This is a genomic window from Neoaquamicrobium microcysteis (assembly GCF_008180155.1).
GTDB lineage: Bacteria > Pseudomonadota > Alphaproteobacteria > Rhizobiales > Rhizobiaceae > Aerobium > Aerobium microcysteis.
In genome coordinates this window covers 145254-158201 of sequence record NZ_VSZS01000068.1, presented here as the reverse complement: position 1 = coordinate 158201, position 12948 = coordinate 145254, and the positions used below count along the sequence as shown (strand labels likewise).

Genomic DNA, 12948 nt, shown 5'->3' with positions numbered 1-12948 from the left:
ACCATCATCAAATTCGCCCCACCAGCTATCAAAAAGTGGGAATCACATGCTGCCGATGCCGACATTCCGCGTCTATCTGCAACAAAAACCCCAGACTAAAACCCAGACTAAAATGGATTTTTATGCTGGGGAGCTATCGCGCTGAAGGCAGAAAATGAAGTGATTTCAGTGGGTTAAATGGCGCGCCCGAAAGGATTCGAACCTCTGACCCCCAGATTCGTAGTCTGGTGCTCTATCCAGCTGAGCTACGGGCGCGCGCCGGGCCGGCGAACCGACCTGAACCCGGCGACTAGGCGTCGCCGCGTTTCGTGCGGCGTTACCTAGCCACTCATCGCACGAAATGCAAGCGGCCCATCGCAAAACTTTCATCGCCCGTCTCAGGCGGGCCTGCGCAGCGCGGTGCGGGCTGCGTCTAGGTCGACGGGCTGGTCGGGAATGGTGATGGCGAAGACCGTATGTCCGCCACGGCTTTCCACCAGTTCCAGCGTGCCGCCATGCGCACGCACGAGCTCATGGGCTATGGCGAGGCCCAGGCCGGTGCCGCCGCTGCGCGCCGAACCGCGAAACGCCGCAAACAGGTTCTCGCGCGCTTTCTGCGGCAGGCCGGGGCCGGTATCCTCGATCAGGATGCGGCAGATGCTTCCTGTTCGCGAGGCGCTGACGGAGAGCCGGCGCACGACGATGCCTTCGCGTTCGCCGGCCATGGCCTGGACGGCATTGCGCGCCAGATTGGAAAGCACCCTGAAAAGCTGTTCCTGGTCGGCATCGATCTCCAACTCGGGGTCGACCGCGTTGACGAACTCGATGCCTCCGTCCGGATCGAGCCCGAGCAGCAGATGCACCTCCTCTACCAGGAGATGCAGCCGAACGCGCCTGCGCATCGGCGGCGCCTCCTGCGTGCGGCCGTAGGAAAGCACGCCTTCCGAGTAGGAGACCGCACGGTCAAGCGCGCGCACAAGCCGCGGCACGAAACGCTGCGCCGTGGGGTCCTTCACCGTTGCCAGCCGGTCGGAGGTGAGCTGTGCTGCCGCCAGGATGTTGCGCATGTCGTGGTTGATCTTGGAGACGGCGAGACCCAGATCGGCCAGGTGCTTCCGCTCGCCCAGTGTGCGCTGAAGCTGGCTCTGCATGGAGGCGAGCTCGCGCTCGGCCACGCCGATTTCGTCGTCCCGCGCCTCGGGACGGATGATCCGCGCCGGGTCGTCGGGCGCCTCCGAAAAATCCAGCATGGAGCGGGTCATCGTGCGGATCGGCCGGATCATGATGCGGTTGATGGCGTAGAACACCAGCGTGGCAGTGATAAGCGATATCAGCAGCGACAGGATTGCCACGTTGCGGGCATAGACCAGCAGCGCTTTTCGCAGCTTTGTCTCAGCCATCACCAGTTCGAATTCCTTGTCGCTTTCCCCGACAGGTCCGAAGACGCGCAGCACCCGGTCCCCGCCCAGCACCATCGTATAGAGTGCTTCGCTCATTGCTGTGGGAAGCGAGGTGTCGGCAAGGTCTATGTGCAGGTCGACCTGCGGGGGCATCTCGGTGACGACGAGAAGCTGTGAAGCGCCGTCGGCACGCACCGCAACGGCCTTGGCGTCGAGCGAAAGGAGCACGTCGTCCTGGATCTGCCGCGACAGGCTGTCGGCGTCGCTTTCCATCAGCACGATGCCGACGGCCGCCGCCGTTGCCAGGCGCTCCTCCAGCCAGCGCAGCCGGAAGGTCGCGACCGACGGTACGAAGATCAGCACCTCGGCCAGCAGGACGAATAGTATGGTGAGCAGCAGCAGCTTGGTCGACAGTCCCCGTGACAGCGGAACCTGTTCGTTGCTCCGCTTGCGTCCGGTTTCCTCCACTTGGCCTCTCTGCGGCACACTTTCCTCCGGTTTGGTCATGCCGGCCTGGCGCGGGTCTTCAATCCGGCGGGCAGGGGACGGCAAATGCTCGCTCGCAAAATAGGAGATTGCGGCACACTTGCCAATTTCACCCCTTGGGGGCCTCGATTGACGGGTGCGTCTCTTTTACGCAGGCGCGGTCATTTCGGATCGCCTGCGCGGCTTCGGCCGCCGATTGACTCATAGCCGGCATGTCCCTATAAGCCCGCTCACGCTCGGGCCCTTGGTCCGGCGCAGCCTTTGGCTGTGCATGGAAGGGCCGGCGAATGCTCCTGCTCACGTTGAGACAGATTCAAGAAGGGCCGCACTCCGCGGTATTAAACAAATGAAGCGCACCTATCAGCCCTCCAAGCTTGTTCGCAAGCGCCGTCACGGATTTCGCGCACGCATGGCCACCAAGGGCGGCCGCGGCGTGATCGCTGCCCGCCGCAATCGCGGTCGCAAGCGGCTTTCCGCCTGACGTGGTCGAAGGCCGGTCAGTTGACTATCCGGCCAATGGGCAAACAGCCCGGGCGCTTGAAGAAGCGCTCGGAATTTCTGGCCGTCCGGCGTGGCGAAAAGCGCCGCGGGCGGCTTTTTCTGCTTGAGGTCCTCGACCGGGCGGACGATGCGGCGCCCCGCTTCGGACTTACCGTCACGAAGAAGGTCGGAAACGCCGTGGTGAGAAACCGCGTCCGCAGAAGGTTGAAGGAAGCCACCCGCGTTCACGCCGGTGGTGACATGGCAGCCGGCAGCGACTATGTGATCGTCGGTCGACGCGAGGTGCTTGGCGTCCCCTTCGACGAACTCAGGCAAGAGCTTTCCCGCCGGATACGCGGCGCGCGGTAAGGGAACCGTATGGAAAACAATCGTAACTTCTTCATCACGATCGCGCTTTCCGTGCTGATCCTGGTCCTCTGGCAGGTGTTCTACATGAACCCGCGCATCGAGGCGCAGCGCGAGACCGCCCGCATCGAGGCTGAGCAGGCCGAAGAAGCGCAGCGCCAGGTGACCCAGCAGCAGCCGGACCTGCCGGCCACGCCGGGCGATTCCGACCTGCCGGGGGGCGTGGCTCCCACGCCCGCGGTGCCTGACACGGGTGCTGGCGTGCCTGCCGGTTCCTCGCGCGCTGCCGCGCTCGCCTCCGGCGGACGCGTTGCGATCGACACCCCGCGCATTTCCGGTTCGATCAGCCTGACGGGCGGGCGCGTGGACGATCTCGTTCTTAAGGACTATCGCACGACGGTCGAGCGTAACTCCCCCAACATCGAATTGCTCAATCCCGCAGCGATGCCTGACGGCTACTATGCCGAGGTCGGCTTCATCGGCAACGCTCAAACGGGCGCCGTTCCGGGGCCAGACACCGTTTGGTCGGTGGAGGGCGAGCAGACGCTGACGCCGGCGACGCCGGTCACCCTCACCTTCACCAATGATCGTGGGCTGACCTTCACGCGCACCATCGCGGTCGACAACGACTACATGTTCACCATCTCCGACACTGTCGCGAACGAGAGCGGCGAGGCGGTGACCCTGTCCAACTACGGCCGCGTGGCGCGCATTGGCACGCCGCAGATCGAAGGCTTCTTCATCCTGCATGAAGGCCTCATCGGCGTGACCGGAACGGAGGGCCTGCAGGAGATCGATTATTCCGATCTGGCCGAGAAGCGGCAAATCCAGCCCGGCAAGTCCGAGGATGGCTGGCTCGGCATCACCGACAAGTACTGGGCGGTCGCCATGGTGCCTTCGGGGGCTCAGCCCTTCCAGCCCCGCTATGCCTTCTTCGACGATGGCCGCGTCCGCTACCAGGCGGATTACCTGACCGATCCGCTGGCCATTGAGCCCGGGCAGTCGCGCACGGTGGAGACGCTGCTTTTCGCCGGCGCCAAGGAAACCGCGAAGATCGACGCCTATGAGGCCGATCGAGGCATCCGCCAGTTCGACCTGCTGATCGACTGGGGTTGGTTCTATTTCATCACCAAGCCGATGTTCTACCTCATCGACTGGCTGTTCCGGATGCTGGGCAATTTCGGCCTCGCCATCCTGGCCACGACGGTCGTGGTGAAGGCCATCTTCTTCCCGCTCGCCAACAAGTCCTACAAGTCCATGGCGAACATGAAGAAGGTGCAGCCAAAGATGCTCGAAATCCGCGAGAAATACGCGGATGACCGCATGAAGCAGCAGCAGGCGATGATGGAGCTCTACAAGACGGAGAAGATCAATCCGCTTGCAGGCTGCTGGCCGATCCTCATCCAGATTCCGGTCTTCTTCGCGCTCTACAAGGTTCTGTATGTCACGATCGAGATGCGGCATGCGCCGTTCTTCGGCTGGATTCAGGATCTTTCCGCACCCGACCCGACGTCGCTGTTCAACCTGTTCGGCCTTTTGCCGTACAGCGTTCCGGCATTCCTGATGATCGGCGTGTGGCCCGTCATCATGGGCATCACCATGTTCCTGCAGATGCGCATGAATCCGACGCCGCCCGATCCGACGCAGGCGATGATCTTCAACTGGATGCCGGTGGTCTTCACCTTCATGCTGGCGACGTTCCCGGCGGGTCTCGTCATCTACTGGGCCTGGAACAACTTCCTGTCGATCATTCAGCAGGGCGTCATCATGAAACGCCAAGGCGCCAAGATCGAGTTGTGGGACAACCTGATCGGCCTGTTCAAGAAGAAACCCAGCCAGCCGGCGGAATAGGACGTTGAACGAAAGAAGGCCCCGGCAACGGGGCCTTTTCATTATCAATCCTCCGGTAGCAGATCGTGCTGTCTCCGCCCGGTGAGGACATCCGGGGTGCATTGACGGCGAGAAGGTGTACCGCAGCCGCTGGGTCGGCGAACGGCTCGACCTAATCGACAATCACGAATCGGTTATCTCCGAAACTTCCCTGACAGTGATGGCGTGGCTCCAATCGCTCGACAACCGAGCCAATGGAGGAGCAATCTTATGAAGGGAATCTCGATCAAGGCGCTTGCGCTTTCGACCGCACTCGTCCTTACCGGCATGGCTAGCGCCCAGGAAAATCCGATGGTGGGTGGCGCGCCCATGTTTGCCAACCGCAACATCGTGGAGAATGCGGTCAACTCCGCGGATCATACGACGCTGGTAGCGGCCGTTCAGGCGGCCGGCCTCGTCGAAACACTGCAGGGGGTGGGGCCATTCACCGTATTCGCGCCGGTCAACGCGGCGTTCGGACGGCTGCCGGCCGGTACCGTAGACACGCTACTGCAGCCGGCCAACCGTGGGCAACTGACAAGCGTGCTCACCTATCATGTGGTTCCAGGCCGTCTGTCGGGGTCGGACCTTCTGAGGCGCGCGCGCGCAGGTGGCTCGCAGGCTCGGCTTACCACCGTTCAAGGCGGAACGCTCACTGTGGTGCCATCGGGTCGCGGCGTCGCTGTCGTCGATGCGCAGGGCAACCGAAGCGTCGTCACCATCGCTACGGTCAATCAGTCGAACGGCGTTATCCATGTCGTCAACCGCGTGCTGATCCCCGGCTGACGCGATCTAGCCAGTCAGCACGTCCGTGCTCTACGAACGGCCCGCCTCGTGCGGGCCGTTCGCGTTTTGGCGAAGCGCGCTCCCTGCGCTACCCTGTTTTGTGCACGACAGGAGGCGTTCCATGGAAGACCAGGGCCCCAAACCCGAAATCAAGCACCCGATCCCGATGCATCCCCGTGTCGGCTTTCTCAAGCCTCTGATTGACCGGCCCAATATCGAGATCGGAGACTTCACCTACTACGACGACCCCGACGGGCCGGACACGTTCGCCGACAAATGCGTGCTGCATCACTACGACTTCATCGGCGACAGGCTTGTGATAGGCAGGTTCTCGGCCATAGCCGAAGGCGCGCGCTTCATCATGAACGGCGCCAATCATGCAATGTCTGGCTTCTCCACCTATCCGTTCAATATCTTCGGGCATGGCTGGGAAAAGGGCTTCGACGTCGGCACGTGGGAAAAGGAAGTTCGCGGCGACACGACTGTCGGCAACGATGTGTGGATCGGCATGGAGGCGGTGATCATGCCGGGCGTCACCATAGGCGACGGAGCGGTGGTGGCCGCGCGTTCGGTGGTTACGCGCGACGTGCCACCCTATGCGATCGTGGCCGGCAATGCGGCACGTGTGGTCAAGATGCGGTTCGAGAAAGCCACCGTCCGAAGGCTTCTTGCTGTGGCATGGTGGGATTGGCCGGTTGACAAGATCACGCGCAACCTTGATGCCATCCGCGGCGCCGACATCGATCGGCTGGAAAGATCGGTGTAGGAAAGCGGCGATGGATAGTGAGGCAGAAGGCATAGGGCGCGACGTGTTTACGCGGCCGTGGATATTCATCCGCGGCGTGCCCTCGATGAAGTTCCTGCCCCCGGAAGGGCCGGCCGAGATCGCATTCGCCGGCCGCTCCAACGTGGGCAAGTCATCGCTCATCAACGCACTGGTGAGCAAGAAGGGTCTCGCCCGCACGTCGAATACGCCGGGGCGCACGCAGGAGCTCAACTACTTCGTGCCCGACGGCTATTCGGGCGAGGCGGGCGACCTGCCACCCATGGCGCTGGTGGACATGCCCGGCTACGGTTATGCCAAGGCTCCCAAGGCGCAGGTCGATGCCTGGACCAAGCTGGTCTTCGACTATCTCAAGGGCCGCGTTACGCTCAAGCGCGTCTACGTGCTGATCGACGCACGCCACGGTATCAAGAAGAATGACGAAGAGGTGCTGAGCCTGCTCGACAAGGCGGCCGTATCCTACCAGATCGTTCTCACCAAGATCGACAAGATCAAGGCCGCAGGCGTACCGCGTCTCGTTGCCGAAACGGCCGAGAAGGTGAAGAAGCGTCCGGCAGCCTTTCCGGCCATCCTCGCCACCTCGTCGGAGAAGGGTGAGGGAATGGACGAACTGCGCGCGGCGATAGCGTTGGCCGTCAGCGGCGGGTGAAGCTTTCAGCTGGCAGCGCAAGAATTTGCGGCAAACCCGTGGCGTCGATTGCCGCTCCGTCAAATTTCGCCTAGCGTTGACCAAACGATAAAAAGAGACGGGATTGCAACGTCAACGCAAGCCAACCAGAGGTGGTCAAATGCCCGATTTTCCGAAGAACCTGAAATTTTTCACGCCCACGCGACGCAGCCTTCTCAAGACCGCCGGGGCAGGCGCTGTCCTTGCCGCCACGGCTGGCCTGCCGACAAGACTTTTCGCGCAGGAGCCGCTCAAGGTTGCGGCCGTCTATACCGTGCCTTTCGAGCAGCAGTGGGTCAGCCGCATCCATATCGCCGCCAACGCTGCCAAGGACCGCGGTGACATCGAATATACGGCGACCGAGAACGTCTCGAACACCGACTATGAGCGCGTGATGCGCGAATACTGCGAGGCGGGCAACAAGCTGATCCTGGGCGAAGTGTTCGGCGTCGAGCAGGCCGCACGTGACGTCGCGCGCGACTATCCCGAGGTCGCCTTCCTCATGGGGTCCAGCTTCAAGGAAGACGCGGCGGTGCCGAACTTCGCGCCCTTCGACAACTACATTCAGGATGCGTCGTATCTCACCGGCCTCATCGCGGGCGCAATGACCCAGTCGAAGAACATCGGAATGGTCGGCGGCTTTCCGATTCCCGAGGTCAACCGCCTCATGCACGCCTTCATGGCAGGCGTGCGCGAGACGGCCGGTGACGACGCCAAATTCCAGGTCGCCTTCATAGGCTCGTGGTTCGATCCGCCCAAGGCGAAGGAAACCGCCTTCGCCCAGATCGATGCCGGGGCCGACATCCTCTATGCGGAGCGCTTCGGCGTCTCCGATGCCGCACAGGAACGCGGCGTTCTGGCCATCGGCAACGTCATCGACACGCAGGCGGACTATCCGGAAACCGTCGTCGCGTCCGCGCTCTGGCACTTCGAGCCGACGCTCGACCGCGCCATCGAGCAGGTCAAGGCGGGTTCCTTCACCGCTGAGGATTACGGGGTCTACTCCTTCATGAAGGAAGGCGGCTGCTCGATAGCACCTCTCGGCACTTTCGAAGACAAGGTGCCGGACGAGATCAAGGCGCTGGTGGCTGAGCGCGAGGCGGCCATCAAAGACGGCTCGTTTACGGTCGAGATCAATGACGAGGAGCCGAAGTCGAGCTGATCTGCGGCTTTCCTTGCCTTGAGCGGAGGATGCCGAGCGAAGTGAGGCGGGTGGGGCAGATCAGCCGGGGGTGCCGCGGCGAACCCTCCCGCCCAATCGCTCTCGGCGATTGTCCAGCCTCCCGCGAGCGGAGGGACCGCGCCAACCATTACCGTTGTTCCATGACGTCAGATAGCACGCCCGTCCTTCGCATCGCCAACGTGACCAAGCGGTTCGGCCTGCTGGTCGCCAACGATTCGATTTCGCTGGAACTGGGTAAGGGCGAGGTCGTCGCCTTGTTGGGCGAGAACGGAGCAGGCAAGACGACGCTAATGAACATCCTCTTCGGTCACTATGTGGCCGACGAAGGCACTGTCGAGGCGTTTGGCCGGATGCTGCCGCCGGGCGATCCGCGCGCTGCGCTGGGCGCCGGCGTCGGCATGGTCCACCAGCATTTCACGCTGGCCGACAACATGACGGTGCTCGAAAACATTGCGCTGGGCACGCAAAACCCCTGGTCTTGGCGGCTGGACCGTTCCGGCGCACGGGCTCGCATCCGCCAGCTAGCGACCGACTTCGGCCTCGCCGTCGATCCTGACCGGCAGATCGCCGCTCTGTCGGTGGGCGAACGCCAGCGCGTCGAGATACTCAAGGCGCTCTATCGCGACGCGCGCGTGCTCATCCTCGATGAACCCACGGCCGTGCTCACGCCGCTTGAGACGGAAGGGCTGTTCCGCACTCTCAAGATGCTGGTGGCGCGCGGGCTCTCGATCATCTTCATCTCCCACAAGCTGAACGAGGTGATGGCTGTCAGCGACCGCGTGCTGGTGCTGCGTGGCGGCAGGCTGGCCGGCGAGCGCATAACGGCTGACACGACAAGGCAAGAACTTGCAGCGCTCATGGTCGGGCGGGAGGTGATGTCGCCGCCCGTTGCCCCGGTCGTACGTGGCGGCGAGCTGTTGTCCCTCGACGATGTCTCAACCGCTGCGCGCGCCGGCGGCAGCGCGCTCGATCATGTATCGCTACGGTTGCACGGCGGCGTCATCACCGGCCTTGCCGGCGTTTCCGGCAATGGACAGGCAGCTCTTGCAGCACTCTTGGCCGGCGCGCTCGCCCCTTCAGCGGGCACCATGCGCCTTGCCGGTGCTGCGGTTTCGGATTGGTCGCCGCGCAAGGCACTCGAAGGGGGCATCGCCCGCATTCCCGAGGACCGACACGCCGTCGGCTCCATAGGTGACATGAGCGTCGCCGAAAACGTGATCGCCGAGCGCTACCGCTCCGCCCAGTTCAGCCGGCACGGCTTCATGGACTGGAAAGCCGCGCGTGCCTTCGCGGAGGAACTGATCCGGGACTATGATGTGAAGTGCCCGTCGCCCGACGCGCGCATCAGGCTGCTCTCCGGCGGCAACATGCAGAAGCTCATCCTTGGCCGCGCGCTCTATCCCGACCCCGTCGTCATCCTCGCCAACCAGCCGACGCGGGGGCTTGATGTCGGCGCGGTCGCCTATGTCCACCGGCGGCTTCTGGAGGCGCGGGGGAGGGGCGCGGCTATCCTGCTTATCTCCGAAGATCTCGACGAAATCCTCGCGCTGTCCGACGAAGTGCGCGTCATGTTCAAGGGCAAAATATCCGAGCCCTCGCCGCGCGGCGAACGCTCGATACAGCAACTCGGCGAACTCATGGCCGGCCACGGCATGGGGGAGGCAGCCGATGCGGCTTGAGCCGAAGCCGGCGCCATCTCTGGCCACCATGCTTGCCTATCCCATCGGCGCGATGGCCGCGACGTTCGTCATTTCGTCGCTGCTGGTCCTTGCTGCAGGGGCTTCGCCCTTCTCCGTCTTCGGGCTGGTGGCGAAGGGAGCAGCCGGGTCGCAGTTCGCACTTCTTGAAACATTGACACGCGCGACACCGCTCATTTTCACCGGGCTGGCCGTTGCCGTGGCGTTCCGCGCCAAGCTCTGGAACATCGGCGCCGAGGCCCAACTCTACGCCGGTGCGATCATCACTGTCGTGCTCGGCACCGGCCTTTTGCCACTACCGGCCCCCATACTCATTCCGCTCATCATGGTCGTGGCCATGGCGGCCGGCGCGCTCGTTCTTCTCGGCCCGGCCATACTCAAGACACGCTTCGGCGTCGACGAGGTCGTCACGACGCTTCTGTTCAACTTCATCATGCTGCTCTTCGTGTCGATGCTGCTGGAAGGTGTTTTGAAAGACCCGATGGGCATGGGCTGGCCGCAATCGCAGCGCGTCATCGCCGAGGCCCAACTGCCGCGTCTGATTCCGCGCACGCGGCTGCATCTGGGGTTCCTCATAGCGCTGGTGGCGGCCGTGGCGGTCTGGGTCATCATGAAAAAGACGACGTTGGGCTACGAGATGCGTGCCGTGGGCCATAACCCGGAGGCCGCTCGTTTTGCCGGCATCCCTGTCAATCACGTGCTGATGAAGACAGCGCTGCTGTCCGGCGGCCTGGCGGCGCTCGCAGGCTTCTCCGAGGTCGCCGGGCTCAAGGGCAATCTCACCTTGGACCTCTCGCCGGGCTTCGGCTACACCGGCATCGTGGTCGCCATGCTGGCCATGCTCAACCCGCTGGGCGTGGTGCTGGCCGCCATCTTCGTCGCCGGCATCTTCGTCGGAGCCGACGCCATGAGCCGAACCGCCGGCGTTCCCTCCTACATCGCGCAGGTCATGGTTGCGACCTCGCTGCTGACGATGGTGGTCGCAATCATGCTCACGCGTTTCCGCGTGAGGTGGCGGTGATGCAATGATCGAAGCATTCGAAATCCTCTTTACCGCATCCTTCTGGGTTGCAGCGATCCGTATCGCCTCGCCGCTGATCTTCGCCACCATGGGCGAGCTCATCTGCGAGCGGGCTGGCGTTCTGAACCTCGGCATCGAGGGCATAATGGTTGCGGGCGCGTTCGCCGGTTGGCTTACCGTCTATCTCGGCGGCGATCTGTGGACCGGCGTGGCGATTGCAGCGATGGCCGGCGCGATGTTCGGCCTGCTTCATGCCACGCTCACGGTGCCGCTGGGCCTGTCGCAGCATGTGGTCGGCATCGGCATCACGTTGCTGGCCACCAGCCTGACCTATTTCACCTACCGCATCGTCCTGCCGGAAGTGACGTCGCCGCCCCGGATCGCGTCGTTCCAGCCGCTGCCGGTCCCCGTACTCTCCGAGATTCCTGTGCTCGGGCCCGCGCTCTTCAACCAGACGCCGCTGACCTATCTCGCCTTCGTCACCGTCGGCGTGGTTGCATGGGTGCTCTATCGGACACCTCTGGGGTTAGCCGTGCGTGCCGCTGGCGAGAACCCGTCCGCCGTCGAGGCGCAAGGCATCAGCGTAACCGCCATCCGCACGGGCGCGGTCATGGCCGGCAGCGCGCTCATGGCCGTAGGTGGCGCGTTCCTGACCATGTCGGCCTTCAACTCCTTCTTCTTCGAGATGATAAATGGCCGCGGATGGATCTGCATCGCGCTCGTGGTGTTCGGATCGTGGCGGCCGGGCAAGGCGCTGCTGGGCGCAATCCTGTTCGCTGCCTTCGACGCCTATCAGGTGCGCCTGCAGCAGATCACCGGTGGCGCGGTGCCCTACCAGCTTTTCCTGATGATGCCGTTCGTCCTGTCGATCCTGGCGCTGGTCGTCATGTCACGGCGCGCGGCCTATCCCAAGGCGTTGATGATTCCATACCAGAAAGGCGAGAGATGAGCTTCGACCTGATCGTGAAGGGCGGCATCCTGCCGGATGGAACGCGTGCTGACATCGGCATTCGGGGAGACAAAATTGCTGCCATCGAACCTACTATTGAGGCGGAAGCGGGTAGCGACGTCGATGCTGCCGACTGCCTCGTCTCGCAGCCTTTCGTCGATCCGCATTTCCATATGGACGCCACACTTTCCTACGGCATCCCGCGCATCAACGCCTCTGGCACGCTTCTGGAAGGCATCGCGCTGTGGGGTGAGTTGAAGCCGTTGCTCACCCAAGAGGCGGTCAAGCAGCGCGCGCTCGCTTACTGCGATTGGGCCGTGTCGATGGGCCTGCTGGCCATCCGCACCCATGTCGATACCTGCGACGACCGGCTGCTCGCCGTCGAGGCTTTATTGGAGGTCAAGAAGGAAGTCGCGCCCTACATCGATCTGCAATTGGTCGCCTTCCCGCAGGACGGCTATTTCCGCGATCCGACGGCCAGGGCGAACACGATCCGCGCGCTCGACCTGGGTGTCGACGTGGTCGGCGGCATTCCGCATTTCGAGCGCACGATGGAGGACGGCCGCCGCTCCGTCACCGAGCTTTGCGAGATCGCTGCGCAGCGCGGCTTGATGGTCGACATGCACTGCGACGAGACCGACGACCCGCTGTCGCGCCACATCGAGCAGCTTGCGTATGAGACGCAGCGCCTTGGGTTGCAGGGGAGGGTGGCCGGCTCGCACCTCACCTCCATGCACTCCATGGACAACTACTACGTCTCCAAGCTGCTGGCGCTGATCGCCGAGGCGCAGGTGTCGGCGATCCCCAATCCGCTCATCAACATCGTGCTTCAAGGCCGCCACGACACCTATCCCAAGCGCCGGGGCATGACGCGCGTGCCCGAGATGCTGAAGGCAGGTATTCGCGTCGGCTTCGGGCAGGATTGCGTGCTCGACCCCTGGTACTCGCTGGGCACGGCCGACATGCTCGACGTCGCGTTCATGGGGCTTCACGTGGCGCAGATGACCAGCCCTGACGACATGCGCCGCTGCTTCGACATGGTGACGAAGACCAGCGCGGCCATCATGGGGCTGGACCACTACGGACTGGAAGTCGGCAAGACAGCCAGCCTTGTCGTGCTCGATGCCGGCAACCCTATCGAGGCGATCCGCCTGCGCGCCGACCGCGTCGCCGTGGTCGCCAAGGGCAGGCTGGTCGCGGAGCGTCCGCGTCGCGCCACTGCCTTGGCGTTGCCCGGCAGGCCGGCGAACGTCCACCGGCGCCACGTCACTCCCCACTAGG

Annotated in this window: 12 protein-coding genes and 1 tRNA gene; 11 read left to right on the top strand and 2 right to left on the bottom strand. The window is 63.5% G+C overall.

Annotated elements, in window-relative coordinates:
- Positions 1-178: 178 nt before the first annotated feature.
- Positions 179-255, bottom strand: a tRNA-Arg gene (locus FY036_RS21630).
- A gap of 122 nt (positions 256-377) precedes the next feature.
- Positions 378-1886 (bottom strand): sensor histidine kinase, encoded by a 1509-nt coding sequence (locus FY036_RS21625; RefSeq protein ID WP_148916851.1) that lies wholly within the window; start codon positions 1884-1886, stop codon positions 378-380.
- 325 nt (positions 1887-2211) lie between these two features.
- Between FY036_RS21625 and rpmH the strand changes: the two genes are divergently transcribed.
- From rpmH to FY036_RS21570, 11 genes are all read left to right on the top strand, one after another.
- On the top strand, positions 2212-2346 hold the full coding sequence (gene rpmH / locus FY036_RS21620) for a 50S ribosomal protein L34 (RefSeq protein ID WP_011579721.1): 135 nt from the start codon (positions 2212-2214) through the stop codon (positions 2344-2346).
- Between the two features lie 35 nt (positions 2347-2381).
- Positions 2382-2714, top strand: a complete 333-nt coding sequence (gene rnpA, locus FY036_RS21615; protein WP_148916850.1) for a ribonuclease P protein component — start codon at positions 2382-2384, stop codon at positions 2712-2714.
- Between the two features lie 9 nt (positions 2715-2723).
- Positions 2724-4562, top strand: coding sequence for a membrane protein insertase YidC (gene yidC, locus FY036_RS21610; protein ID WP_148916849.1), 1839 nt, complete (start codon positions 2724-2726; stop codon positions 4560-4562).
- 249 nt (positions 4563-4811) lie between these two features.
- Entirely contained in the window at positions 4812-5366 is a 555-nt protein-coding gene (locus FY036_RS21605; protein WP_148916848.1) for a fasciclin domain-containing protein, read from the top strand.
- Between the two features lie 121 nt (positions 5367-5487).
- On the top strand, positions 5488-6132 hold the full coding sequence (locus FY036_RS21600; RefSeq protein ID WP_148916847.1) for a CatB-related O-acetyltransferase: 645 nt from the start codon (positions 5488-5490) through the stop codon (positions 6130-6132).
- A gap of 10 nt (positions 6133-6142) precedes the next feature.
- Entirely contained in the window at positions 6143-6799 is a 657-nt protein-coding gene (yihA, locus tag FY036_RS21595; RefSeq protein ID WP_148916846.1) for a ribosome biogenesis GTP-binding protein YihA/YsxC, read from the top strand.
- A 139-nt stretch (positions 6800-6938) separates the two neighbouring features.
- A complete protein-coding gene (locus tag FY036_RS21590; protein ID WP_148916845.1) occupies positions 6939-7979 on the top strand; it encodes a BMP family protein in 1041 nt (346 codons plus the stop codon).
- Positions 7980-8140: 161 nt separating this feature from the next.
- Positions 8141-9679 (top strand): ABC transporter ATP-binding protein, encoded by a 1539-nt coding sequence (locus FY036_RS21585; protein WP_148916844.1) that lies wholly within the window; start codon positions 8141-8143, stop codon positions 9677-9679.
- Entirely contained in the window at positions 9669-10718 is a 1050-nt protein-coding gene (locus FY036_RS21580) for an ABC transporter permease (protein WP_148916843.1), read from the top strand. The genes FY036_RS21585 and FY036_RS21580 overlap by 11 nt, the downstream gene beginning before the upstream one ends.
- A gap of 4 nt (positions 10719-10722) precedes the next feature.
- Positions 10723-11667 (top strand): ABC transporter permease, encoded by a 945-nt coding sequence (locus FY036_RS21575; RefSeq protein WP_201744831.1) that lies wholly within the window; start codon positions 10723-10725, stop codon positions 11665-11667.
- On the top strand, positions 11664-12947 hold the full coding sequence (locus FY036_RS21570; protein WP_148916842.1) for an amidohydrolase family protein: 1284 nt from the start codon (positions 11664-11666) through the stop codon (positions 12945-12947). The genes FY036_RS21575 and FY036_RS21570 overlap by 4 nt, the downstream gene beginning before the upstream one ends.
- Position 12948: the final 1 nt, after the last annotated feature.